The organism is Nocardia sp. CDC160, from assembly GCF_035818795.1.
Lineage (GTDB): Bacteria > Actinomycetota > Actinomycetes > Mycobacteriales > Mycobacteriaceae > Nocardia.
On record NZ_JAYKYT010000002.1, the window covers coordinates 874,592 to 899,898 of the forward strand.

The following is a 25,307-nucleotide window of genomic DNA, read 5'->3' on the forward strand; positions in this document are numbered from 1 at the left end:
GAAGCGGTGTCGGTAGGCGATTTCGTTTGCGCGAGTGTCGAATTCCGATAGTTCGCGCTCGGAGTCCCGCATTCCCCGGCGCCGGGTGTCGGCGCTCGTGGACCGGAACATGCGTGCCAGGATCAGTGCCGCCGGGACCGAGAGCACCGTCCACACGATGAGAACAACCAACAGTGTTGTCATGTCGTGGTTTCCTTCCGCGGAAACTCGTGAATCGATCCTTGCCCACCCCGCTGCGTAAGTCGATACGCACAACCCATATGGGCCAGCGCGCCGACCATTCGGTTCGCTACTGCGACATCCGAACTACGGCACCGCGATCACCGTCGTCGACCCCGGGGCCACCTCCGTGAAACCGGCATCCCGCACCGCCACCGCGCTGCCGTCGGCCACGCGTCCGAGCAGCTCCGCCCAGCGACCGGGATCGGCCTCCGCCACGGTGCACCGGAACCCTTGCGCGGCCCAGGCATACGCCCGCCGCACCGACAGCGCACCCGCCAGCAACATGCTGGCGTGCCCTACCTGTGCCGCGGCCTTACCTACAGTCATACCCAATTCCGCGTTCACCCACAGCACCGGAAATTCCGGATCGATGGCGATCGGCTCGTCGTCGGGCAATTCGGTGCCGGAGATCTGCAGGCGTTTGATGCGCGGATCGATATCGCCCACCGGACCGGGCACCAGGGCCCGCGCCCGAGCGCCCGCGAATTCGACTGTCACACCGTCGACTTCCTGCGCGGCGAGCCATTGCGCGCCCCGCGCTCGGCGGGCCACCTTGCGAATGCGCGACCGCTTCCAGGTGAGATAGCGCTCTTCCCATTCCTCACCCGGGCCGACCCGTTCATCCAGGCACAGCGCCACCACCGACATGGCCGCCGCCGCCAGCAGCGCGCTGCGATTCGGCGGCTCGTCCTTGGGAATGTGCAGCACCATCTGCATCGCTTGCACGAGAGCCGGATCGGCGGGATCACCCCCGCCGCCGTAGCCGCGGGCCAGCTCCGCGTGTCTGGCCACGAAACCGGCATCGATGGTGGATCCGACGCTCGACAAAACCACTCCTACACGATGGTGCGACTAGTGAACCGTGAGGTTCAGGGTGAAGCGTTTGGCGGGCTCGACGCCCTGTTCCCAGGACCGCTTGTACTCCAGGCCCAGTTTCGTCGAACCCGGAGCCACGGCAACGAAGTTCAGGATCGACTTGCCGCCGACGCCGACCATGCCGCTCGGGCTCGGGTCCTGCTCGTACTCGGGGGAACCGTTCTGCTTCACCACGTTCTGATCCAGATCGCCGACCACCCAGGCGTATCCGGTGGTCGGATTGGCGTCCAGGGTGACGATCAGGCCCTGCCCGACGGCCAGGCTCACGTCCTTGCCGTCGGAGTCCGCGCCGACCTTGACCGCCTCGTGCTGGTCCGAGGTGGCCTGCACCGCGGTGGTGACCGCGACGCTGGTGGCCGACGGCGGCTTCGCCTCGTTCGGATTCGAATTCCCGCACCCGGCGATCGCCAGGCCCGCCATCACCAATACCAGCGGAATACGCACGCGCACGGATGCTCCTTCGGATCGTGGCCGACGGTGACTGTTCGAGTACCGGCCCGACCACGGTACCGAGAGCGGAGCTGCGAGTGCCGCAACCGAACTGGACGCGTTGCGGCCTACTGCGGCAGCGGCACCCGTCGAATGCCGCCGTCGCGGGCGTCGGCCGCCTCGACCTCGTCGCGGGTCACACCGAGGATGAACAGCACCGCGTCCAGGAACGGGTGTGAGAGCGCGGCATCGGCGACCTCGCGCAGGGCGGGCTTGGCATTGAACGCGATGCCCAGCCCGGCCGCGTTCAGCATGTCGATGTCGTTGGCGCCGTCACCGACCGCGACGGTCTGCTCCATGGCCACGCCGGTCTCGGCCGCGAAACGGCGCAGCGCAACGGCTTTCGCGGCCCGATCCACGATTTCCCCGACCACCGCGCCGGTCAGCTTGCCGTCGCGGATCTCGAGGGTGTTGGCCTGCACGAAATCGAGCTCCAGCTCGTGCGCGAGCGGTTCGATGACCTGGCGGAAGCCGCCGGAGACGACGCCGCAGCGGAAGCCGAGGCGGCGCAGGGTGCGAATGGTGGTGCGCGCGCCCGGGGTCAGCTCGATCTGCTCGGCGACCTCGTCGATGACCGAGGCATCCAGTCCGGCGAGGGTGGCCACGCGCTGGCGCAGGGATTCGGAGAAGTCGATCTCGCCGCGCATGGCGGCCTCGGTGACCTGGCGGACCTCGTCCTCGACACCGGCGTGGGCGGCCAGCATTTCGATGACCTCGCCCTGGATCAGGGTGGAGTCCACGTCGAACACGATGAGCCGCTTGGCCCGTCGCGCGAGCCCGGCGCGCTCGACGGCGACATCCACGCTCTCCTTGGCGGCGACGGTCGCGAGGGCGGTGCGCAGTTCGGTCTCGGCCTCCGCGCCACCCGACGCCACGGTCACCATGAGTTCCAGGCCCGTGACCGGGTAGTCGGCGATGCCGCGAATCGAGTCGATGTTCACCCGCTGCGCGGCCAGCTTGCGCGCGATGGCGCTGAAGGCGCGGGCGGTGACCGGCGAGCCGAGCACGACCACGGCGTGGGTGGACAGCTTCGCGCCCGACACGGCGCTGGCCCCGATCTCCACATCGACATCCATGCCAATGGAGGCCATGGCGTCCTCGAGCTGATCCTGCAGGGCCTCGGGATCGGTGGGACACGACACCAGCACGCCCAGCGTGAGCCGTCCCCGGATGACGACCTGTTCCACGTCCAGCAGGCTGACCCCGTTATTGGCCAGGGCCGCGAGAAGTACCGACGTGACGCCCGGCTTGTCGGGTCCGGTGACCGTGACCAGAACCGTCGTGTCAGACGTACTCAATCGATAACTCCCATCTCGCTGAACGCACTATCCATGCCCGTAGTGCGCTGCTCATTCTGTCAGAACGAAAATGGCGGCCGTCTTGGACGGCCGCCATTTTCGCGATTCGGTTACTAGCCGGAAACCTTGTCCAGCTCCTTGACGGTGTGGGACTTGGAGCCCCAGCCGACGTGGGCCTCGGCGCGCATGCGCTCGACCATGTGCGGGTAGTGCAACTCGAACGCCGGACGCTCCGAACGGATGCGCGGCAGCTCGTAGAAGTTGTGCCGCGGCGGCGGGCAGGAGGTCGCCCACTCCAGGGAGTTGCCGTAGCCCCACGGATCGTCCACGGTCACGACCTCGCCGTAGCGGTAGGACTTGAAGACGTTCCAGATGAACGGCAGCATCGACGAACCCAGGATGAAGGCACCGATCGTGGAGATGGTGTTCAGGGTGGTGAATCCGTCGCTCGGCAGGTAGTCGGCGTAGCGGCGCGGCATGCCCTGGTTACCCAGCCAGTGCTGCACCAGGAACGTGGTGTGGAAGCCGACGAAGGTGGCCCAGAAGTGCCACTTGCCCAGACGCTCGTCCATCATGCGGCCGGTCATCTTCGGGAACCAGAAGTAGATGCCCGCGAAGGTGGCGAACACGATGGTGCCGAAGAGCACGTAGTGGAAGTGCGCCACCACGAAGTAGGTGTCGGACACGTGGAAGTCCAGCGGCGGGGAGGCCAGGATGACGCCCGACAGACCACCGAAGAGGAAGGTCACCAGGAAGCCGACCGACCAGAGCATCGGGGTCTCGAAGGTGAGCTGACCGCGCCACATGGTGCCGATCCAGTTGAAGAACTTCACACCGGTCGGCACCGCGATGAGGAAGGTCATGAACGAGAAGTACGGCAGCAGAACGGCACCGGTCGCGTACATGTGGTGCGCCCACACCGCGATCGAGAGGGCCGCGATGCCGAGCGTCGCGTAGACCAGGGTGGTGTAGCCGAAGATCGGCTTGCGGCTGAAGACCGGGAAGATCTCCGACACGATGCCGAAGAACGGCAGCGCGATGATGTACACCTCGGGGTGGCCGAAGTACCAGAACAGGTGCTGGTAGAGCAGCACGCCGCCATTGGCCGGGTCGTAGATATGGCCGCCCAGGTGGCGGTCGTAGGCCAGGCCGAACAGGGCCGCGGTCAGCAGCGGGAAGGCCAGCAGCACCAGCACCGAGGTGACGGCGATGTTCCAGGTGAAGATCGGCATCCGGAACATGGTCATACCCGGGCAGCGCAGGCAGACCACGGTGGTGAGCATGTTGACGCCACCGAGGATGGTGCCCAGACCGGAGACGGCCAGACCCAGGATCCACAGGTCACCGCCGACGCCGGGCGAGTGCACGATGTCCGAGAGCGGGGCGTAGGCGGTCCAGCCGAAGTCGGCCGCGCCGCCCGGGGTGATGAAGCCCGCGGTCGCCATGGTGCCGCCGAACAGGTACAGCCAGTAGCTGAAGGCGTTCAGACGCGGGAACGCCACGTCGGGCGCGCCGATCTGCAGCGGCAGGATGATGTTGGCGAAGCCGAACACGATCGCGGTCGCGTAGAACAGCAGCATGATCGTGCCGTGCATGGTGAACAGCTGGTTGAACTGTTCCGGCGACAGGAACTGCATGCCCGGGCGCGCCAGCTCGGCGCGCATCAGCAGCGCCATGATGCCGCCGACGAGGAAGAAGGACATCGCGGTCACCAAGTACATGACGCCGAGAACCTTCGGGTCCGTCGTGGTGACCATCTTGTAGATGAACGATCCCTTCGGACCTGTCCTTTGCGGATAGGGCCGAGCCGCCTCCACAAGGCTGGCTGGCCGCGGTTCTACGGCAGTCACGAAACCTCCACAGGTATGCCATCGTTCGTACGCTGCTTCCGGCGTCCGGTTCGGCACATGACGAACGACGGTTGGCTTGCGCTGTGAGAGATCGTAAACCGTGTTCCGACGGCGCTCGCCACGGGTCCTACTCTGTGTCGTAATTGGGAGTCCGAGAGCACCGCTGTAGGCTGCCCCGCATGCCGGTGCGCGAGTCCGCTTCCACCCGAAACACGTTCGCCTCCACCTTCTCCCCTATGCGGCATTTGCGCAGTGTGGGATTGGTCTCGGCCGCGACGCTGCTGACGGTGGGCCTAGCCGCGGGGTGCGCCAAGACCGACGACAACTCCGCGAACATCGTCCGCACGACCACGAATATCGCGGGTGCGGGCGTGGTCGGGATCGAGCGCGACACCTCCAAGGCGTGTCCGCTGCCGACCAGCCCGGATTCCACCTCGGGGACAAAGACTGTCGATCACGCGTCGGGCACCTCCGAGGTCCCGGCCGATCCCAAGCGCATTGTGGTGTTGTCCACGTCCGCCCTCGACGCCACCTGTGCGCTCGGGTTGTGGGAGCGGGTGGTCGGCGCGACGACGGTCGCGGGACCCACACCGCAGCCCACGTACCTGGGCACCGGGGTCGCGCTGATTCCGGCGGTCGGCCCGGCCGACAGCCCCGATGCGGCGAAAATCGCTGACCTGAAGCCGGATCTGATCATCGGTCCCGCCGCGGACGGCAATCACTACGACGCACTCAAGGCCATCGCACCCACCGTGCTCATCGGCGACGAGAACGGCTGGCAGGCCACCTTCAGCGGCTTCGCCGAGGCCATGGACCGCAAGACGGCCGGTGCCAAGGCCCTCGACGACTACCGCACCGCCGCGCACGACACCGGCGTCGCGGCCAACGCCTCCCTGTCCCAAGCCTCGGTGATTCGCTTCGACCCCAATGCCATTCAGGTGCAGGGCGGCAACACCTTCGCCGCCCAGGTGCTCGGCGACGCGGGCGTCCAGCGCCCGCAAGCGCAGCGCGGCAACTCCTTCGAGGTGACGAGTCTCTCCACCGAGACCGAGCGCAACAAACTCGAGGGCGATGTCATCTTCCTCATGTTCAACGGCCCCGACGGCCTGAAGTACGGCAAGTCCGTGATGCAGAGCGACAATTGGAAAAAGCTCGGCGCGGTCACCGACCGCCGCGAATTCGCCGTCGAGGACGCGATCTGGCACGGCTCCGGCATCACCGCCGCCCGCGCCCTCCTCGACGACCTCCGCACCAACCTCAACGGCTACGTCGGCGACTGATCCGCCCCCGCGAAAAGCGAACGGCCCCGGACGGTTTCGTCCGGGGCCGTGCTCTATGTCAGGGCGTCAGAACTCCCAGTCCTCGTCTTCGGTGTTGACGGCCTTGCCGATGACGTAGCTGGAGCCGGAGCCGGAGAAGAAGTCGTGGTTTTCGTCGGCGTTGGGGGAGAGGGCCGAGAGGATGGCGGGGTTGACGTCGCACTCGTCCTTGGGGAACAGGCCCTCGTAGCCGAGGTTCATCAGGGCCTTGTTGGCGTTGTAGCGCAGGAACTTCTTGACGTCCTCGGTGAGGCCGACCTCGTCGTAGAGGTCCTGGGTGTATTCGACCTCGTTCTCGTAGAGCTCGAAGAGCAGCTCGAAGGTGTAGGACTTGAGCTCCTCGCGCTCGGCTTCGGAGACCCGCTCGAGGCCCTTCTGGTACTTGTAGCCGATGTAGTAGCCGTGCACGGCCTCGTCGCGAATGATCAGGCGGATCATGTCGGCGGTGTTGGTGAGCTTGGCCCGCGAGGACCAGTGCATGGGCAGGTAGAAGCCGGAGTAGAACAGGAACGACTCGAGCAGGGTGGAGGCGACCTTGCGCTTGAGCGGGTCCTCGCCGTTGTAGTAGTCGAGCACGATCTCGGCCTTGCGCTGCAGGTTCCGGTTCTCCTCGGACCAGCGGAAGGCCTCGTCGATCTCGCGGGTGGAGCACAGCGTGGAGAAGATCGAGCTGTAGCTCTTGGCGTGCACCGACTCCATGAAGGCGATATTGGTCAGCACCGCCTCCTCGTGCGGGGTCAGCGCGTCGGGGATGAGGCTGACCGCGCCGACCGTGCCCTGAATGGTGTCGAGCAGGGTGAGGCCGGTGAACACCCGCATGGTGAGTTGCTTCTCATTGGCGGTCAACGTGTTCCACGACGGGATGTCGTTGGAGACCGGGACCTTCTCCGGCAACCAGAAGTTGCCGGTGAGCCGATCCCAGACCTCGGCATCCTTGTCGTCCTGCACGCGGTTCCAGTTGATCGCGGTCACTCGATCGATCAGCTTCACGCCCGTTCACACACCCTTCTCGGCTCCCGACGCCCTGCGAATTGCTCTTGCCCTGAACACTACTACTGGTGGGTGACATCCTTGTGCAGCACAAGAAGTTGTGTCTTCACGTGTCTTTCGACTGTCCTGCGGGAACGCTCGAAAGGTGTGGGCAACGACGCCACCGACTGGAGAAAATTACAGCGGTGCAATCCGTCACAGGCAGGCGGGGTGGGCGCGTGTCGACCCACATTCTTTCTGATGGGATGCCGCGTTTGCTGATCAGATGCCGAGCACCAGTTTCGCGGTCGTGAAGTAGATGACCAGACCGGTGGCGTCCACCAGCGTGGTCACCATGGGCGCGGAGATCACCGCCGGATCGATGCGCAGCTTCTTGGCCAGCAGCGGCATGGTGCCGCCGATGGTGGCCGCCCAGCCGCAAATGATGACCAGCGCGATGCCCACCACCACAGCGATTTTCGCGCCCACGAACAGCGTGCCGATCACCATGCCGACCGCGGCCAGCATGCAGCCGAGCAGCAGGCCGACCCGGCATTCGCGCCAGATCACCTTGAACAGATCCGAGACGCGCACCTCCCCGACCGCCAGCGCGCGCACGCAGGTGGTGGCGGCCTGGGCACCGGCATTGCCGCCGGAGCCGATCAGCAGCGGAATGAACAGCGCCAGGTGCGCGGCCTGTTCGAGGGTGGGCTCGAAGAAATTGGTGACGGTGACCGTGAGGGTCGCGGCGACCAGCAGGAGCAGCAGCCACAGCGCGCGGTCGCGGGCGAGCTGGAAGACGCCCGCGGCCATGTAGTGGCCCTGCCACGGGGTGGTGCCCGCCTGGCGGGCCATGTCCTCGGAGTCGGCGGCCTCGATGACCTCGACCGCGTCGTCGATGGTGAGCAGTCCGACCAGTCGGTCCTCGCTGTCCACCACCGGCAGGTTGATCAGGTTCGCGCCCTGCATGAGCCGGGCCGCCTTCTCCGCGGAATCGGTGGCCCGCACCGAGACCGGTTCGGCGACAACCAGTTCCGCGATCATGGTGTCCGGGGAGCTGAGCACCAGATCGCGCAGCTCGACCACGCCGATCAGCCGTCGGCCCGCGTCCACGACCGGCAGCGTGTACACCGTCTCGGCGTTCGCCCCCTTGGCGCGCACGGTCTGCAGCGCCTGCGCGACCGGCAGATTGCGGGGCAGCGCAACGACTTCGGGCGTCATGTAGAAGCCGACCGAGCCCTCCGGATAGCCGAGCAGGGCCGCGGTCATGCGCCGCTCGCGCGGGCTCAGCCCGGCGAGGACCTTCTTGGCGACCTTGGCCGGGGCCTCGCGCAGCATGCGGGCGCGGTCGTCGGGATCCATCTCCTCGACCAGTTCCCGGAAGCTCTGATCGCGCAGCCCGCTCAGGATCCGCTGCTGGTCGACGGGCTCGAGCTCCTCGAAAACGTCGAGGGCGCGGTCCTTGTCGAGCAGGCGGAAGGCCATGACGGCGCTGACCGCGTCCATGCGGGCCAGTTCGTCGGCGATGAGATGGGGCGCGTGGCTGTCGAGCCACTCCACGGTGGGAGTCAGGTGGTGGCAGTCGACGATGTCGCGCAGGGAGTCCCGCCCGGGATCGCGCGCGGGCACGGGGACGACGGGTGGCAGATCGGTCTGCGTCATGGCGGAACCTCGGCCCGAAGGCGTGTCGAGGGTGGATGGGAGGTACCGGGATCACACCGCGGGCATCGCTCCGACCGCCACCGACGGGTTACCGACGGATTCGGGGGAGGATGCCACGCGGCCTTCGACTGGGAGGTTCACCACGCATGGACCTCACCCCCTTCGAAAGCCGCCATCGACCGAAACAACCTTGTTCAGGATACAGAGGGTCGCCTAATCCCGGATGGCCGAGCCCGGTACTAACCGGTACTAACCGGTGTCGCATGCGTGACACCTGCGCAAAAGCCCTCGACCGGGCGCCCGGTTCCGTGAGAGGGTCGTGCGGACACGATCCCGGGACCGGTTGCCGCCACATCATTTTTCGATCATTTTCGGTCGAACGGCTCGTCACAGCCGTTGGGCAAGCGTCCGATATGCCCTACTCTCTGCCTCTGTGCGTGTTTTGGTGCTAGAGGATGACCACCAGCTCTGCCGTGAGGTAACCGATGGGTTGCGCTCGGCCGGGTTCGCGGTGGACCTCGCCCAGAGCATTGCCGACGCGGATTTCAAGATCGCCATCAATCGCTACGACTGCCTGGTGGTCGACCGCGGGCTGCCCGACGGCGACGGCCTGGATCTGGTCGCGGGTGCGCGCCACGCCGGGCATACGGTGCCCGCGCTCATGCTCACCGGCCGCGACGGGCTCGACGACCGGTTGGCCGGATTCGAGTCCGGCGCCGACGATTACCTGACCAAGCCCTTCGCGCTGCCGGAGCTGGTGATGCGGGTGCGGGCGCTGTGCCGTCGGCGCGAGCAGCCCACCGCCTCGCGAATCATGGTGGCGGACATCGAGATCGACCTCATGCGGCGGCGGGTCACGCGCGGCGGCATCCTGCTGGCCCTCACGCCCAAGGAGTTCGCGGTGCTCGAACTCATGGCGACCCGGCGCGGCAGCGTGGTGACCCGGACCGACCTCATCGAATGCTGCTGGGACGAAATGGCCGAGCCCGCCTCAAATGTCGTCGACGCGGTGGTCGCCAAGCTGCGGCGCAAGCTCGGGGAGCCGAATGTGATCGAGACCGTGCGCGGTACGGGATTCCTCATTTCCGGCGTCGTCGAGCGCCAGGACGCCGAGCGGTGAGCGCACATCGCTCCCCCGCCGTCGCCCGGTTGAAGCGGGCCCGGTGGTTCATGACCGCGCTGGTCACCGTGATCACGGCGGCCGCGGTGTCGGTGTTCGGGTTCGTGGCCGCGACCATCGACGCGCACGCGCGCCAGACCCGGGCCGACGATCAGGTCGATCGGGTGTCGGGTGGCCTGGCGCGGGCGATTCAGCACGACGACAAGCAGGTGCTGGATCTGTCGACGGTGATCGACGACGAGTTGGCCAAGGGATCGACGGCGGTCGTCGTGGTGGTGCGCAAGCCGGGTGAGCCGTGGAAGCAGGTGCACACCTATCAGCGCTCGCTCATGCCCGACGACACCCAGATCGCCACGCTGGCAACGCAGATCGAGGACCACGCGGAAGGCATTCTCTACCAGGGCAATCGGTACGCCGCCACCGATATCACCGGCCGTTCGGTGACCGTCGCGGGCGTGCCGGTGTTCTGGCAGGACTGGGACAATATCGTGGTCATCCTGGCCGGGACCGAGGCCACCACCAACCCCGGACAGCATCGAACACTGTTGTGGGAGATGGCGATCGGCGGCAGCCTGCTGGTGCTACTGTCCGCGGCCGCCACCTATCTGCTCTCGGGGCGCAGCCAGCGCCAGGCGCTGCGCATGCTCGACGAGCACGAACAGTTCCTGGGCGATGCCGCGCACGAATTGCGCACCCCGCTCACCACTTTGAAGCTGCTCACCGAATCGAGGCCGAAGCCCGAGGAGGTGCAGCAGACCCTCGCGGAGGCGCGGCGGCTGGCGGATCGCATGGCGCGCTTGGTGACCGGGCTGCTGGCCCGGGCCCGCATGCAGGCCGGAATCGCCGAACCCGAGCGCACCATGCTGCGGCTGGATCAGCTCGCCGAGGCGGTGGCCGAGGAGGCCGGCGATCCGCGCATTGTGGTGACCGCGCATCCGACCGTGGTGGTGGGCGATCCGCAGCTGCTGAGCCTGGCCATTCGGAACATGTTGGAGAACGGGCTGACGCACGGCGCGGTGAACCGGGCCGCGCCCGTCGAGGTGCATGTGGCCGAGGGCCGGGTCAGCATTCGCGATCACGGGCCGGGCGTGGACCCGGTCATGTCGGCCAGCCCGTTCAATCGCGGGGCCGCCGGGCGGACCGGGCGCAATGGCATCGGACTGGCCCTGGTCGCGTGGGTCGCGCAGGCCCACGGCGGCAATGCCTCCATCGAACCCGCCGTGGGCGGCGGCACCATCGCCACCCTGTGGCTGCCCCCGGCCGACATCACCGTCGGCACACCGGCCAACGCGCAGCGCTGATCCGGTTGGCGCTGATTCAGTTGGCGTCCAGGGGTTTCCGGCCGCTGATCGGACCCCAGACCCCGATCAGCGCGACCATCACCAACAGGGCCACGGTAATGACGGTGAACACCGCCCCCGGCCCGCGATGGTCGAGCAGCGGCAACAGCAGGAACGGCTGAATCGCCGTGGACAGCTTGGACAGCGAGTAGGTCGTGCCCGAGGCCGTGCCGCGCACGCTGGTCGGGAAGGACTCCGGCAGATAGGTGTGGATGGCGTCGGAGAACACATTGCTGGCCAGCGTGAACAGCCCGCCGGACACCAGGATCAGCGGCACCGCGGTGGCGAAACCGAAGACCAGGCCGAATCCCGCCATGAGCGCGGCGCTGCCCATCACCAGGTATTTCCGTTCGACGCGCTCCATGAGCGGGATGGCGATCAGCGAGCCGAGCGGATAGCCGAGGTAGGTGATGGCGAGATACCCCAGCGAGTTCACCACCGTGAATCCCTTGTGCTGCAACACCAGAACCGCCAGGGTGCCGAACCCGTAGTAGCCGAAGACCTGCAGGATCATGACCGCCGAGAACAGCGTCGTGCGCCCGCGGAAGGGACGCCGCAGAATCTCGATGAACGGCACCCGGTCCCGCGTCCGCCCGGTCTCCCGGTTCCGCCCGGCCTCCCAGTGCGGCGACTCGGGCATGTGGCGGCGCGCCACGAACACCAGGGCCGCGCCCAGGCCGCCGAGCACGAACAGCCAGCGCCAGCCCTCGATGCCGAAGGGCCGCAGCGGAACCAGCCAGCGGGCCAGGAAGCCCACGGTCGGCACGGCGAGGAATCCGATGGTGTAGGCGATGGCGATCATGCGCCCGCGCACCCGGGCGGGCATGGTCTCCGATAGGTAGGTGTCGGACACCGTCATCTCCGCGCCGATGCCCAGACCGGCCAGCACGCGGGTCGCCATGAGGAACCACACGTTCGGGCTGAACGCCCCGAGCAGGGTGAAGCCCGCGTACAGGCCGATGTTCACCATGAACATGCGTCGCCGCCCGAACACGTCCGACAGCCGACCGATGACCAGCGCGCCCAGGAACTGTCCGGCGAACGCCGAGGCCAGAATGCCGCTGAGCTGATACGTGGACAGGTGCAGCTGCTGCTTCAGCACGCCGGTAATGGTTCCGGCCAGGAACAGCTCGTACAGATCGAAGAACAAACCCATCCCGACCAGCGCGACCAGCCGGTAATGCACCGGCCCCAGGGGCTGCTCGTCCAACCTGACCGTCCGCGTCTGGCTGGCGTCACCGAATGTCGTCATCGATCACACATAGCATCGACGGCGCGCGCGAAGCCATGGTTGCGGTCACGATATGTCGGTGGAGATCGTGGGATCCGGGTTGGCGTCGTTGACCATCGTGCGACACGGGGAGAGCGTGGCCAATCGGGCGCGGGTGGTGGCCGAGCGGTCGAATGTGGAGATGTTTCGGGCCGCACCGCGGGATGCGGATTCGCCGTTGTCGGAGTTGGGGCGGGGGCAGGCGGCGGCACTCGGGAAACGGCTCGCCGCCGAGGGGTATCCGTTCGATCTCGTGCTGTCCTCGCCGTATGTCCGGGCCCGGGAGACGGCCCGCATCGCCCTCGAATTCCTGGATTGCCCAACGCCGCGCCTCGATGAGCGGCTGCGCGATCGGGAGACCGGAATCCTTTTCGGGCTCACCGAAACCGGGATTCGGCGGCGGCATCCGGCCGAATATGCCGAGCAACAGCGCCTCGGCGGCTTCTACTACCGTCCGCCCGGCGGCGAGTCCTGGCCCGACGTCGCCTTGCGCCTGCGCAGCGTGCTGCGCGAAATGGGCGGCCACGTCCTGGTTTTCGCGCACGACATCGTCATTGTGTTGACCCGCTACCTCTTCGGCGACCTGGACGAGGCCGAACTGTCCGCGCAGACCGCCGCCCAGGTCCGCAATGCCTCCATAACCCGATGGGAGCGAGACGATTCCGGGTTACGACTGAGCGTGTACAACGACGCGGCCCACCTGGACTAGCCGCTAGCGCGGTCGCGTCGGATCCACCGAGCCCAGCCGCCATTCCGCGCCCTCGGGCCAGTCGGTGCCACGCGGCGGCCGGGGGTCGTATTGGATGCCGCGGCGGACCCAGCGGGCGCGCTCGTCCCCGGCCAGACGCTGAACCAGGTAGAGCGCCATATCGGTACCGGCGGAGACGCCCGAGGAGGTGATGATGTCGCCGGAGTCCACGTAGCGGGCGTCGCGGTCGACAAGGATGGTCGGATCGAGGTCGGCGAGTACGTCGAGCGACAGCCAATGCGTCGTCGCGGGACGATGCTTCAGCAGTCCGGCGGCGGCCAACACCAGCGCACCCGTACACACGCTGGTGATCAGCAGTGTCCTATCCCGTTGCGCGCGAACCCAATCCAGCATGTCGGCGTCGTGCACCAGCGGGCGGGTGCCCTGTCCACCCGGGAAGACAAGAACATCCAGGGCGGGCGCGGAGTCGAAGGAGTGGTCCGGTGTCACTTTCAGGCCCTTGGCGCACTCCACGATCGCGCCGGTACGGGAGAGGGTGAACACCTCCCAGCCGTCCTCGGGGACCATGCGCGTCCAGAAGGACAGCACTTCCCAGGGCCCGACGAAGTCGAGTTCCTCGACCCCGTCGAACAAGACAATCCCGATCCTGCGCATCGCCTCGGCCATGCTGTGATGCTTCCATCCGGTAGCTGTCGGTTGTCATGCGGGACCCACCTGGCACATGTGAGAAGTCACAAGTTCGACGGAATCGCATTACTGTGCTTCACAGGAGGAATCGAAGCGGCCGCTCGAATATGCGGCATGCGTTAGCGTTTCAGGTCCCGGAAGGGGCACAACCCGGGGGTGGAAGGGAGTCACGGATGTCCGTGGGAATTCCGGCCCGGGCGGGGCTCACCGTATCCGGCAGCCCGATATCGTCGCCGCTCAAGGATGTGCGCGGACTCGCGCAGCACATGGTGGGGCATTTCGTCGAGACCGTCGCGCCCTGCGGGACGCTGCCCGGGGACGCGATTCACGGGGACGTCACGGCCATTACCCGAATCTGCCTGGAATTGGCCGTCGGGATGCTGGACGGTCGCGACATTCCGGAGAAGACCAAACGCCTCGAGGAGGCCGCCGCGCAGTGGGCGCGCGAGGGCATACCCCTCGACACCATCCACCACGCCATCCACGAGGGCTTCAAGATCGGCTCGGAACTGGTGATGGCCAATGCCATGTCCCGGCACCTGCGCCAGGAGGGCGTCGACGGCGACGCCACACTCGTGATCGCCGCCGCCGATATGGACAACATCATGGACGGGGCCAAGCTCGTGGTGGAGCTGCTGGACCGCATGACCTCCGCGGTGGCCATGGCCTATGTGCGGGAACTGCGGTCCGTGGTGAGCGAACACCACACCGCCGTCCACACCCTGACCTCGGCGCTGCTGGGCGGGCACAGCACCTCCACCATGGCCCGCGAATGCGGCATCGAGATCGCCGAGACGTATCACGTCCTGGCGCTTGCCATTCCGGAACATCCCGAGGAGCACTCCCCCACCGTCGACGGCGCGGTGGTGGCGCGGCGCAAACTGCGGCGGGTACAGGCCGAGCTGGCCACGCGCTACCCCGACAAGGTGCTGTCACTGTTGAGCGTGGACGGCGGGACGCTACTGGTGCCGGTCACCGAGCTGGTGGACGACCAACTCGACGAGTTGATCGAGCAGCTGTCGCGAGCGGCCCGCGTGCCGATCACCGCGACGCTGGTTTCCGCCGCGCCGCAACAGATTCCGGACGCCGCGGACCAGGCGCACGAACTGCTGGACATCGTGCATCGACTACGACTGGTCCGGGGGCTCTTCCGCTTCGACGAACTGGCGCTCGAGTACCAGCTCACCCGGCCCGGGCCGGGACGCGACCATTTGGGCTCCCTGCTCGATCCGCTCGACGAGCACCCCGAGCTGTTGGAGACCCTGCAGTCGCACATCAGCAACAACCTGAACCGGCAGCGCACGGCGCGCATGCTGCACGTGCACACCAATACCGTGGACTACCGGCTCAAACGGATCGGGCAGCTGACCGGCTTCGACCCGACCCAGGCGTCGGGGCTCTGGTATCTGCGGTCGGCCCTGGTGGCGCGGACCTATCAGGCCGGGTAGTCGACCCGAAAGCCGTTCATCCGCACAGTGATTCAGCAGTTCGTCGGCGCTTCCTCGCCGCGCATGCGGGCATCGAGCCAGTTCAGCACCGACGGCAGACCGAGCACGGCGGCCGTGAGATGGTCGGGCACCGGCTCCTGCTCGCTCCACACCCGGGTGCCCGCGGCGCAGTAGCGGTGGATCGTATCCACGATGGCGTCCACCGGCACCAGGCCGTCGATGGGTGAATGCCATTCGAACACCGGCATATTCGGGACGCCGGAGTACAGCTGAAGGCTGTTCTCCTCCACCACCGAGCGCGCCACGGGGTCATCGGTCATGACCGTGGTCTTGGCGATGTCCAGCGCGCCCACGCCCGCACCCGCGGCCAGAATGTCATTGGTGCAGCTGTTGAGCAGCTTGTCGCGCATGGCCAGGCCGCTGGCATTGAGCTGGTCGGTGATCGGAAAACGGTCCGGGTACTCGCGTTCCAGGCCGAGCCCCGCCGCGAGCGCCAGCCCGAACACCGGATGCCGGTTCAGGCCCAGGGTTTCCAGCATGGAGACCAGGTTCATCGGCACCCCGCCCATGGCCGCGCCCGCGAGGTGCAGCTCGGGGGCGTAGGTGGGCGCGAGCGCCGCGGCCCAGGCGGTCGCCATGCCGCCGCCGGAGTATCCGGCCAGGGCGACCGGGCTGTGCTCGACCTTCAGATCGGCGACGTGCTGGACGGCGCGAATGCCGTCGAGGGTGATCTGTCCGCCCAGTTTGGCCGCGCCATAGGCGAATCGGGGGCCGAGATGGTCGGGCAGGGCCATGCTCCAGCCGCGCTGCAGCAGGACGTTCCAGGCCGGGGCCTCGCGGACCATGAGGTTGGGGTCGGTGGTGTAGAGCACGCGCGAGACGGCGCACTGCGAGCCGAGGCCATTGATGATCTGCTGCAGCGACAGCAGCGGGGCGTCCGGGCGGCGATCGTGCGGGGACAGGACCGTGGTGGTGGCCGCGATCGGCTTGCCCTCGGAGTCGGTGGAGCGGAACTTGATCAGCGTGACATCGACGTTCGGAAAGCTCGACAGCGCGGGCTGGGCGCGCACCGCCAGCACGTCGCCGGGCTGGTGGGCGGCGAGGTCGGCGGGCGCGGCGTAGAAGGGGTCCGGATCCGGCGTGGGCAGCAGCGGCTGCGCGGCCGCCGATCCCGCGGCGATGGTGAACAGCATCGCGCCGATGACCGCGACGGGCACACGAATCCTCATGCCGGGCAGCGTAGAAAGCCCGGCATGGCCGGACGAGAGTGACACGCGAACATTCCGAACAATCACAATCGACGCGAGGGCGGATTGTGAGGGTTGGCAGGTACCGGTCGGCGCGGTCCGCCACTCGAATCGTTCGAGGCCACGCGAATCGTTTGAGGCACAGTCGTTTCTGTTCCAACGAGTAACAACAAAATTCACGCGGTGCTTGTGACATTTCCAAGGCGGATTCGGAAGATGTTCTCGTCCAGGTCGTTCCGGTTACCGTCGGTCACAGAGACGTGCGGTCGCCACAGCCGTCGGTCGCCCGTCTCCCACAACCTAGGAGCAGTACATGGCCAGCATTACCGAAGGCAAGGTCTTGTTCGACAGCACGGGGGAGGCGCTCACGCACCGGGTCACCGTGTATCTCGGCGGGCCGGAGGACGGGGCCGAACTCACCATGGAATACGCGGCGACCTGGCAGGAGGCGTCGGATTTCACGGTGGCGGCGGTACACGCCGGGCTGGCCGTGACGGTGGACGGGCGGATTCGGCCGGGGCTGCGCCGACTACCGCGCTACGGGTTCCGGCATTGAGGCTACGGTTCGGACATTGAGATAGATTCGGCCGCAGAGACTTTCGGGCGATGCCGTCATCGCCCGAAAGCGGTGGCGAGGGTGTCCCAGGCCGGGCCGAGCTGGGCGGAGAAGTCCTCCCAGGCATGAATGCCCGTGGGCTCGTAGTGCACCGTGGCGGGGATTCCCAGGTCGCCCAGCCGCTTCGCGAAACGCTCGGTGCAGAACCGCGCACCGGCCTCCAAAGGCACACCGCCACCGGCGGATTGGAGGGCGGAGACGATATCCGGGGAGCGCAGCACCTCGGTCAGATCGGTCGCGCCGGGAACTCCGGAGGCGGCGGAGAGATAGATGACGGTGCCGCGCAGGGCCTCCGCGCCCACCGTGCTGTCGTGGGTGAGCCAGTCGAATGTGCCCGGTGGGCCCCACATCTTGACCACATTGCCGCCGCGCGAGGCCACGGTGAGGGCGGTGATCGCACTGCCGGTGCCGTCCACGGTCGAATAGCAGCCGCTCAGCCCGGCGACCGCACGATACAGGCCCGGATGACGGTGAGCGAGCATCATCGCACCCTGGGCGCCCATGGAGACACCGGCAATGGCGCGTTGGCCGTCCGCATGCAGATACGGCTCGATGGCACCGGGCAATTCGCTGGTCAGGAAGGTGTCCCAGCGGTTCCAGCCGAGGGTGGCGTCCGGGTGTTCCCAGTCGGTGTACATGCTGCCGGTGGCACCGGCGGGAAAGACGACGTCGACGGGTTTGTCGGCGAAGAAGTCGGCGGCGTGACCCTTGGTCAGCCAGTCCGAAACCCCCTCGGCGTCAACGCCGTCCAGGAGATAGAGGGTCGGACGCGGACCGCTGCCCGAGCCGTGCAGCACATCCAGGGTGACGGGACGACCCATGGCCGCCGACTCCACCTCCACCCGTTCCCACCGCGGCCCGATCTGATCGGAGTGAATTACGCTCGTGCGCGGTGGAATTCGATCCGCCTCCGCATTCGTCGGCAGGTTCGCGAGGACCGCCAGCGCGGCCGCGATCACCGCCCCTGAACGCCATGTCCTGTTGTCCGACAATGCGACTCCTGAGCCCGGGCTCAATATCCGAAGAACCCGCCGAGCGGCTGCGAGGTATCCGTTCGGCGGGTGTCTTCATCTGATGGGAATGCAGTGCTGTCCGCACCGGCCTAGTGTGAATAGAACAAACGTCCTCGGCATGCGGGGCAGGAGAGGACTCGGACTCACCTCCAGAATGTGTGTCCCAGTTGGTTTTCCGGTGTTCCTATCGGCCGCGCAATTTCTTCGATCCGATATCCGAACAAGGCGAGCGTAACCAGTTCGTGATGTCGATCGACAGGGTCCGAACCAGCTTCTGGAGAGTTCACAATCGCGGGCGGCTCATGCGTGGGACCGACCACAGCAGCTCATACGCCCGTCCCGTCACCCGGTCGTCAACCCCCCGAAACGCGATGTCAAGAATCCGTTGGTCTCGCGAAATCACGTTGACCAGCGCATTGCCTCACGACTAGGTTCGGAGCCAGCAATTGGTCTAGACCAACCGATCGGGTCGGTGGACTCGACGCAATCGAGAGGAGCACCCGCGTGCAGTCGATGGGATACCTGGTCCTGGCGATCTCCGTCTTCCTGCACGCCGGTTGGAATGTGACCCTCGGCTGGCTCCGCCGCAGCGACCGCCCAGTCTCCTCAACCGCCGACATGCTCATTACCGGCGGTCTCCTCTTCCTCCCCCTCGCCGTGTTCACCTGGCACTTCGAGCTCTACGCACTCCCCTTCGCCGCCGCCTCGATCCTGTTCAGCACCATCTACTTCGCACTCCTGGAGAAGGCGTACGCCACCGCCCCGGTCGGCGAGGTCTACCCCATCGTCCGAGGCAGCTCCCCCGTCCTCGTGGTCACCGCCTCCGCCATCCTCGGCACCACCATCGGCTGGACCCGCTGGCTCGGTGTCGCGTTCATCGCCGTAGGCGTCCTGATGATCGCGCTCTCCCGCGCGCAGCCCGCCGTCCCGGGCATTTCCGGCGGCCGCCGCTCGGTTTTGTGGGGCCTCACAATCGGCCTCTGCGTGGCGAGCTACACCATGTTCGACGGCGTGGGCGTCCAACACGCCTCACCGATGGCCTACCTCGTCACCGTCATGGGCGGCTCCGGACTCGTCTTGAAGATCCGCGACCTCGCCCGAGGCACCGCCTCGACCCTCACCCTCCGCTCGCTCCCCCTCACCGCGGCGGGCGGTGGCGCGATGCTAGGGGCCTTCGGGCTCACCTTGATCGCCATGACGCAGCTGCCGATCGCGGTCGTGGCGAGCGTCCGGGAATCCAGCATTGTCGTCGGTGCATTGTTGAGCCGACTGCTTCTGCACGAACGCATTTCACGACAGGGAGCATTCGGAATAGCAAGCGTGCTCACCGGCACGGTAGTAATCGGCTTGCCCGCCTGAGAAACAGAAAGGGCGTCCGCGGCGGAATGCCGGGACGCCCTTTCCGTGACTAAGCTTGTCAGAGCATGCAGCTCACGCAGCCCTCGACTTCGGTGCCCTCCAGAGCCATCTGGCGGATACGGATGTAGTAGAGGGTCTTGATGCCCTTGCGCCAGGCGTAGATCTGGGCCTTGTTGACGTCGCGGGTGGTGGCGCTGTCCTTGAAGAACAGGGTCAGCGACAGGCCCTGGTCGACGTGCTGGGTGGCGGCGGCGTACGTGTCGATGATCTTCTCGTAGCCGATGTCGTACGCGTCCTCGAAGTATTCGAGGTTGTCGTTGGTCAGGTAGGGGGCCGGGTAGTAGACGCGGCCGATCTTGCCTTCCTTGCGGATCTCGATCTTCGACGCCACCGGGTGGATGGAGCTGGTGGAGTGGTTGATGTAGGAGATCGAACCGGTCGGGGGCACGGCCTGCAGGTTCTGGTTGTAGATGCCGTGCTTCATGACCGAGGCCTTCAGCTCACGCCAGTCGTCCTGGGTCGGGATGTGAACGCCAGCGTCGGCGAAGATCTGGGCGACGCGGTCGGTCTTGGGCTCCCACACCTGCTCGGTGTACTTGTCGAAGAACTCACCCGAGGCGTACTTGGACTCGGGGAAGCCGCCGAAGTACGAACCGCGTTCGATGGCAATGAGATTCGACGCGCGGATCGCGTGGTAGGCGATCGTGTAGAAGTAGATGTTGGTGAAGTCCACGCCCTCTTCGGAACCGTAGTGGACCCGTTCGCGCGCCAGGTAGCCGTGCAGGTTCATCTGGCCCAGGCCGATGGCGTGGGATTCGTTGTTGCCCTGCTCGATCGACGGCACCGAGTAGATGTGGGTCTGGTCCGACACCGCGGTCAGCGCGCGGATCGCGGTCTCGACGGTCTTGCCCAGGTCCGGCGAGTCCATGGTCTTGGCGATGTTCAGTGAGCCCAGGTTGCACGAAATGTCCTTGCCCACCTTGGAGTAGGACAGATCGTCGTTGAACTCGGAGGGCGTCGAGACCTGAAGGATCTCCGAGCACAGGTTCGAGTGGGTGATCTTGCCCGCGATCGGGTTGGCCCGGTTCACGGTGTCCTCGTACATGATGTACGGGTAGCCCGACTCGAACTGCAGCTCGGCGATCGTCTGGAAGAACTCGCGAGCCTTGATCTTGGACTTGCGGATTCGCTTGTCGTCGACCATCTCGTAGTACTTCTCGGTCACATTGATGTCGGCGAACGGCACGCCGTAGATGCGCTCCACGTCGTACGGCGAGAACAGGTACATGTCCTCGTTCTTCTTCGCCAGCTCGAACGTGATGTCGGGAATCACCACACCCAGCGACAGCGTCTTGATGCGGATCTTCTCGTCCGCGTTCTCGCGCTTGGTGTCCAGGAACCGATAGATATCGGGGTGGTGCGCGTGCAGGTACACCGCGCCCGCGCCCTGACGGGCACCCAGCTGGTTGGCGTAGGAGAACGAGTCCTCCAGCAGCTTCATGATCGGGATGACACCCGAGGACTGGTTCTCGATCTTCTTGATCGGGGCACCGGCCTCGCGAATATTGCTGAGCAGCAACGCCACACCGCCGCCGCGCTTGGACAGCTGCAGGGCGGAGTTGATGGAGCGGCCGATGGACTCCATATTGTCCTCGATGCGCAGCAGGAAGCACGAGACCGGCTCGCCGCGCTGCTTCTTGCCCGAGTTGAGGAAGGTCGGGGTGGCGGGCTGGAAACGCCCGTCCATGATCTCCTCGACCAGTTCGCGCGCGAGGGTCTCGTCACCGGCGGCCAGGGTCAGGGAGACCATGCACACGCGGTCCTCGAAGCGCTCCAGGTAGCGCTTGCCGTCGAAGGTCTTGAGCGTGTACGAGGTGTAGTACTTGAACGCGCCGAGGAAGGTCGGGAACCGGAACTTCTTGGCGTACGCCTGCTTGAACAGATCCTTCACGAACTCACGCGAGTACTGGTCGAGAACCTCGGTCTCGTAGTAGTTCTCGCGAACCAGGTAGTCCAGCTTCTCTTCCAGATTGTGGAAGAACACCGTGTTCTGGTTGACGTGCTGCAGGAAGTACTGGTGCGCGGCCTCGCGATCCTTGTCGAACTGGATCTCCCCATTGGGGCCGTACAGGTTCAGCATGGCGTTGAGGGCGTGGTAGTCCAGGCCCTCGGTCGCCGAGGAATCGCCGCTGACGGGGCGCTCTACGCGGGCAGTCTTTCCGACCGGTGCTGTTGTCGTTGCCAAAACAAGTCCAATCCCTCTCGGACGCGCGCGACGTCCTCGGCAGTTCCCATGAGTTCGAAGCGATACAGGTACGGGACCCCCGCTTTGCGCGAGATGACCTCTCCCGCATAGCAGTACGTATCGCCGAAGTTCGTGTTGCCGCTCGCGATCACCCCGCGCAGCAGGGCGCGGTTGTGCGGATCGTTGAGGAACTTGGCCACCTGACGGGGGACGAATTCCTTGTCGGATCGCTGTCCACCCAAAACGTGCCGACCTCCCCCGTAGGTGGGGACGATCAGCACGTAGGGATTGTCGACGCGAAGCGAGTCGGCGGTATGCAGCGGTATGCGAACGGCGGGGACATCCAGCCGCTCGACGAAGCGGTGCGTGTTCTCCGAAGCGCTCGAGAAGTAGACCAGATTCGGTGTCCCACCGTCGATCTCGGTCATCTTCCCTCCTTTCGATTCGGACGAACCTGCAGGAGGTGGCTGGTTACGCCACCGCGACCGCGTCGGCCAGAGACTTGATGCGGTCCGGGCGGAAACCCGACCAGTGATCATCACCGGCGACGACGACGGGGGCCTGCAGGTAGCCCAGTGCCATGACGTAGTCGCGGGCTTCGGGGTTCTCGGAGATGTCGATGACGTCGTAGTCGACACCGGCCTTGTCGAGGGCGCGGTAGGTGGCGTTGCACTGGACACAAGCGGGCTTGGTGTAAACGGTGATGGTCATTGGTATCCCCTTCTCCTTGCCTTCGGTCCGTCGGCAGTGCACGGCTGAAACAAGATCCACGTAGTAAGTGCGCAAACCCCTGGAAGCGGAACCGAAGCCCCAGCTCACTCGGTGAACTTCGAGGTGTTCGCCCAGTGGCCTTCCAGCTCCCAAGACACTACACCTAGTGGCCGACAGATTCATACAACACGACATGTTGCGACTCACAAAGGTGAAATTCCGGTGCCGTAAGTACCTGGACACTCGATTCGCAACTCGACACGACTGCGACGCAGATCACAATTTCGGCATTCAGTTCATTTCCAGCAAACACACCATTATCGCTGATCAACACCCATCCCACGAGTCACAGCAGGCTCGAGCGACCAGACGGTTTGCGAGCCCCGCCGAGCCGTGCCCCCAATTCCCGGGGCCCCGCTCGGCTCGGCGTGTCGCGGCGTCCGCGCAGGATCTACTGGATCGTGAACGACGCGCCGTCGACCGGACCGGGGGCCAGCAATCGATTGGTGGCTGGAATGCCGTAGCTCTGCGCGTCGTAGGCCGACAGCGGCTGGCCGTCGATGCTGATCTCGCTGAAGGTGATCGGCGCGAAACCGGGCAGGGCCGCGTCCAGGTGTCCCTCGACCACGATCTCCGCGGTCCGCACCGGCGCGTTCGAGGCGATCGTCGTCGTGCGCGTCCAATGCGCGGTGCGGTTCTCCAGCGTCATCAGATAGCGCTCGCCATCCCAGGTGACCACCGAATGCATGGTGTCGCCGGGACGCACCTCGACATCGTCGTAGCTCACCGGTGCGTCCGGATACGACTCCCACCAGCCGTCGATCTCCTTGTCCGGCCGACAGAATCCCCCGAGCAAGCCGATCGAGCACAGGCCGTCCGCCGCCGCGCCCAGCGCGTTGGACAGCTTGGACCCGGCGTTCATGACCGTCCCGGCCAGCCTGGGATCGGCATAGGCCACCCCTGCGGCCAGGGTCTCGACCTGCAGCCCGGGTAGCGCCGCGTAGATGGCCGCGTCACTGGCACACAGGGATTCGACGCCGGTCTGCATGAGCGGGAGCGCGACCTGGCCGTTGAGGCCCTGCGCGCCGTTCAAGCCCACCCAGGGCACCACGCGCTGCAGCAGACCCGGATCCGAGCAGTCGATCTCCGGCTGCACCCAGGTGGCACTGACCTCGTGGAAATCCCCCCGCACCACGTATCCGGCCCAGTTGCCCAGGTAGAGGCGGGCATTCGCGGCGGCCACCGAGTCCACCTCGGCCACGGCGTCGGCCGCGTTCACCACCACGCCGACCGCGGAGACGGCCAGGGTCATCGCCATGAAACAACGGCCTAACGCGGAGTTGCCCGTTGATAGCTTCATGGTTTGACGGTAGCCCGAAATGCCCCGAAACAGCGGCAGGCCACGGCTGAAAAGCCGTGGCCTTGCGCTGAATTCAGCGAGTGATCGCTGAGGTTTATTACGCGTTCGCTCGAACCTTGGTGGCCTCGGCCAGCTGACGCACGGTGGCGGCCAGCTGGGTGATGGCCTCGGCGTCGTCGGCCGGGTGGGTCTCGACGAAGCGCTGGCCGATGGTGCCGAAGTGCAGCGAGGCGTCCTTGACGACCTCGGCACCGGCCACGCCCAGCGCCTTGACGGCGTCGTCGTGCGACCACTTGGCGGCGTTCGGGCTGATGGAGGCCGAGATGACCGCGGCGGGCAGACCCTTGAGCGCGCCCGCGCCGTACGGCCGCGAGGCCCAGTCGATGCCGTTCTTCAGCATGGCGGGCAGGGTGCCGTTGTATTCGGGGGTCACCAGCAGCACGGCGTCGGAGGCGGCGACGGCGTCACGCAGCGCCTGCGCGGCGGCCGGAACCTCGCCCGCCACGTCGATGTCCTCGTTGTAGAAAGGAATATCGCCAAGGCCCTCGTAGAGGGACAGCTCGACGCCCTCGGGAGCGGTCTTGACGGCGGCCTCGGCGAGCCGACGGTTGATCGACGCGGCGCGGAGGCTGCCGACCAGAACGAGAATGCGGGTCTGCGACATGATGATCACTCCAAGGGTTACTGATTCAGCGGTGGAACTTTCGATAGACTGTAACCGGACCCCAGTCCGCTTACATTCCCGGGTAGGAGCAGACAGCCTGTGACGCGCGACACCCCAGCCAGCCGCGACACCCCCGTCGGCGACGACGTCGCCCTACCCGCCATCGCCCTGCCGATCGAACCGGTCGGCTCCCAGCGCCCGCCCGCGCATTCGGTCCCGCTGCTCATGCCCGGCAGCAGCCACGAGCGCAGCGACGCCGCCCGCAACCGGCAGCTACTGCTCGACGCCGCCGAGACACTGGTGCGCGAGCAGGGCGCGGACGCGGTCACCATGGACGCGGTCGCCAAGCTGGCGGGCGTCGGCAAGGGCACGGTGTTCCGGCGCTTCGGCAATCGCGCCGGGCTCATGCTGGCGCTGCTGGACCAGTCCGATCAAAAGCTGCAGTGGGCCTACATGTTCGGGCCGCCGCCGCTGGGGCCGGGCGCGCCGCCGGTGGAACGGCTCATCGCCTTCGGGCGCGCCCGCCTGGCGCTCACCGAGGTGGAGGGCGATGTGCGCAAGAACGCCGCCATCGGCGGGCAGTACGCCGGGCCGCCCTACAACGTCGCGAAAACCCATGTGTCGCTGCTGCTCCGGCAGGCGCACGCGCCCGGCGACATCGCGCTGACCGCCGACACACTGCTGGCCACCCTGGACGCCGCGCTGGTGCTGTATCAGATCCGGGAGCAGCGCTACACCCTCGATCAGGTCGGCGATCACTGGGAGACCCTGGTCCGGCAGGTCACCGCGCCCGCGACGCGCTAGCGTCGCCGACCGTCGAGTTAGAGTGTGGC

General features: G+C 66.4%; 23 protein-coding genes. 8 read left to right on the plus strand and 15 right to left on the minus strand.

Annotated features, from left to right (window positions below; genetic code table 11):
* Positions 1 to 306: 306 nt before the first annotated feature.
* From VMT40_RS11545 to ctaD, 4 genes are all read right to left on the minus strand, one after another.
* On the minus strand, positions 307 to 1,056 hold the full coding sequence (locus VMT40_RS11545) for an aminoacyl-tRNA hydrolase (protein WP_326357969.1): 750 nt from the start codon (positions 1,054 to 1,056) through the stop codon (positions 307 to 309).
* Positions 1,057 to 1,074: 18 nt separating this feature from the next.
* Entirely contained in the window at positions 1,075 to 1,548 is a 474-nt protein-coding gene (locus VMT40_RS11550; protein ID WP_326357970.1) for a protease inhibitor I42 family protein, read from the minus strand.
* A 107-nt stretch (positions 1,549 to 1,655) separates the two neighbouring features.
* Entirely contained in the window at positions 1,656 to 2,885 is a 1,230-nt protein-coding gene (serB, locus tag VMT40_RS11555; protein WP_326357971.1) for a phosphoserine phosphatase SerB, read from the minus strand.
* 113 nt (positions 2,886 to 2,998) lie between these two features.
* Complete coding sequence (ctaD, locus tag VMT40_RS11560) at positions 2,999 to 4,735, minus strand: aa3-type cytochrome oxidase subunit I (protein ID WP_326357972.1); 1,737 nt, start codon at positions 4,733 to 4,735, stop codon at positions 2,999 to 3,001.
* A gap of 179 nt (positions 4,736 to 4,914) precedes the next feature.
* Here ctaD and VMT40_RS11565 point away from each other — a divergent pair, with 179 nt between their 5' ends.
* On the plus strand, positions 4,915 to 6,015 hold the full coding sequence (locus tag VMT40_RS11565) for an ABC transporter substrate-binding protein (protein ID WP_326357973.1): 1,101 nt from the start codon (positions 4,915 to 4,917) through the stop codon (positions 6,013 to 6,015).
* Positions 6,016 to 6,081: 66 nt separating this feature from the next.
* Here the strand turns inward: VMT40_RS11565 and nrdF are convergent, their stop codons facing one another.
* Both nrdF and mgtE read right to left on the minus strand, forming a co-directional pair.
* The gene (gene nrdF, locus VMT40_RS11570; RefSeq protein WP_326357974.1) at positions 6,082 to 7,044 is read right to left on the minus strand and encodes a class 1b ribonucleoside-diphosphate reductase subunit beta; all 963 of its coding nucleotides are present in this window, start codon (positions 7,042 to 7,044) and stop codon (positions 6,082 to 6,084) included.
* Positions 7,045 to 7,305: 261 nt separating this feature from the next.
* Positions 7,306 to 8,685, minus strand: coding sequence for a magnesium transporter (gene mgtE / locus VMT40_RS11575; RefSeq protein ID WP_326357975.1), 1,380 nt, complete (start codon positions 8,683 to 8,685; stop codon positions 7,306 to 7,308).
* A gap of 433 nt (positions 8,686 to 9,118) precedes the next feature.
* On the opposite strand from mgtE, the gene VMT40_RS11580 reads away from it, so the two are divergent.
* Positions 9,119 to 9,805, plus strand: a complete 687-nt coding sequence (locus VMT40_RS11580) for a response regulator transcription factor (protein ID WP_326357976.1) — start codon at positions 9,119 to 9,121, stop codon at positions 9,803 to 9,805.
* Complete coding sequence (locus tag VMT40_RS11585; RefSeq protein ID WP_326357977.1) at positions 9,802 to 11,106, plus strand: sensor histidine kinase; 1,305 nt, start codon at positions 9,802 to 9,804, stop codon at positions 11,104 to 11,106. Before VMT40_RS11580 ends, VMT40_RS11585 begins: the two co-directional genes overlap by 4 nt.
* A gap of 16 nt (positions 11,107 to 11,122) precedes the next feature.
* On the opposite strand, the gene VMT40_RS11590 is transcribed toward VMT40_RS11585, so the two are convergent.
* A complete protein-coding gene (locus tag VMT40_RS11590; protein ID WP_326357978.1) occupies positions 11,123 to 12,397 on the minus strand; it encodes an MFS transporter in 1,275 nt (424 codons plus the stop codon).
* Between the two features lie 58 nt (positions 12,398 to 12,455).
* Here VMT40_RS11590 and VMT40_RS11595 point away from each other — a divergent pair, with 58 nt between their 5' ends.
* Entirely contained in the window at positions 12,456 to 13,124 is a 669-nt protein-coding gene (locus VMT40_RS11595) for a histidine phosphatase family protein (RefSeq protein ID WP_326357979.1), read from the plus strand.
* Positions 13,125 to 13,127: 3 nt separating this feature from the next.
* Here VMT40_RS11595 and VMT40_RS11600 read toward each other — a convergent pair whose 3' ends face one another.
* Complete coding sequence (locus tag VMT40_RS11600) at positions 13,128 to 13,790, minus strand: DJ-1/PfpI family protein (RefSeq protein WP_326357980.1); 663 nt, start codon at positions 13,788 to 13,790, stop codon at positions 13,128 to 13,130.
* 194 nt (positions 13,791 to 13,984) lie between these two features.
* Here VMT40_RS11600 and VMT40_RS11605 point away from each other — a divergent pair, with 194 nt between their 5' ends.
* Positions 13,985 to 15,259: a PucR family transcriptional regulator gene (locus tag VMT40_RS11605; RefSeq protein ID WP_326357981.1), complete on the plus strand. Its 1,275-nt coding sequence runs from the start codon at positions 13,985 to 13,987 to the stop codon at positions 15,257 to 15,259.
* Between the two features lie 32 nt (positions 15,260 to 15,291).
* On the opposite strand, the gene VMT40_RS11610 is transcribed toward VMT40_RS11605, so the two are convergent.
* Positions 15,292 to 16,488 (minus strand): lipase family protein, encoded by a 1,197-nt coding sequence (locus VMT40_RS11610; RefSeq protein WP_326357982.1) that lies wholly within the window; start codon positions 16,486 to 16,488, stop codon positions 15,292 to 15,294.
* A 331-nt stretch (positions 16,489 to 16,819) separates the two neighbouring features.
* On the opposite strand from VMT40_RS11610, the gene VMT40_RS11615 reads away from it, so the two are divergent.
* Complete coding sequence (locus VMT40_RS11615; protein WP_326357983.1) at positions 16,820 to 17,062, plus strand: hypothetical protein; 243 nt, start codon at positions 16,820 to 16,822, stop codon at positions 17,060 to 17,062.
* Between the two features lie 56 nt (positions 17,063 to 17,118).
* Here the strand turns inward: VMT40_RS11615 and VMT40_RS11620 are convergent, their stop codons facing one another.
* Positions 17,119 to 18,114 (minus strand): alpha/beta hydrolase, encoded by a 996-nt coding sequence (locus tag VMT40_RS11620; protein ID WP_326357984.1) that lies wholly within the window; start codon positions 18,112 to 18,114, stop codon positions 17,119 to 17,121.
* Positions 18,115 to 18,648: 534 nt separating this feature from the next.
* On the opposite strand from VMT40_RS11620, the gene VMT40_RS11625 reads away from it, so the two are divergent.
* Positions 18,649 to 19,494: an EamA family transporter gene (locus VMT40_RS11625; protein ID WP_326358584.1), complete on the plus strand. Its 846-nt coding sequence runs from the start codon at positions 18,649 to 18,651 to the stop codon at positions 19,492 to 19,494.
* A gap of 58 nt (positions 19,495 to 19,552) precedes the next feature.
* Here VMT40_RS11625 and nrdE read toward each other — a convergent pair whose 3' ends face one another.
* From nrdE to VMT40_RS11650, 5 genes are all read right to left on the minus strand, one after another.
* Positions 19,553 to 21,634 carry a class 1b ribonucleoside-diphosphate reductase subunit alpha gene (gene nrdE / locus VMT40_RS11630; protein ID WP_326358585.1) on the minus strand — a complete coding sequence of 694 codons (2,082 nt, stop codon included), beginning with the start codon at positions 21,632 to 21,634 and terminating at the stop codon, positions 19,553 to 19,555.
* Between the two features lie 62 nt (positions 21,635 to 21,696).
* Positions 21,697 to 22,167 (minus strand): class Ib ribonucleoside-diphosphate reductase assembly flavoprotein NrdI, encoded by a 471-nt coding sequence (gene nrdI / locus VMT40_RS11635; RefSeq protein WP_326357985.1) that lies wholly within the window; start codon positions 22,165 to 22,167, stop codon positions 21,697 to 21,699.
* Positions 22,168 to 22,210: 43 nt separating this feature from the next.
* Positions 22,211 to 22,450: a redoxin NrdH gene (locus VMT40_RS11640; RefSeq protein ID WP_040811357.1), complete on the minus strand. Its 240-nt coding sequence runs from the start codon at positions 22,448 to 22,450 to the stop codon at positions 22,211 to 22,213.
* A 451-nt stretch (positions 22,451 to 22,901) separates the two neighbouring features.
* The gene (locus tag VMT40_RS11645) at positions 22,902 to 23,810 is read right to left on the minus strand and encodes a G1 family glutamic endopeptidase (protein WP_326357986.1); all 909 of its coding nucleotides are present in this window, start codon (positions 23,808 to 23,810) and stop codon (positions 22,902 to 22,904) included.
* Positions 23,811 to 23,907: 97 nt separating this feature from the next.
* Positions 23,908 to 24,474, minus strand: coding sequence for an NAD(P)H-dependent oxidoreductase (locus tag VMT40_RS11650; RefSeq protein ID WP_326357987.1), 567 nt, complete (start codon positions 24,472 to 24,474; stop codon positions 23,908 to 23,910).
* A gap of 225 nt (positions 24,475 to 24,699) precedes the next feature.
* On the opposite strand from VMT40_RS11650, the gene VMT40_RS11655 reads away from it, so the two are divergent.
* Entirely contained in the window at positions 24,700 to 25,278 is a 579-nt protein-coding gene (locus VMT40_RS11655) for a TetR/AcrR family transcriptional regulator (protein ID WP_326358586.1), read from the plus strand.
* Positions 25,279 to 25,307 lie beyond the last annotated feature (29 nt).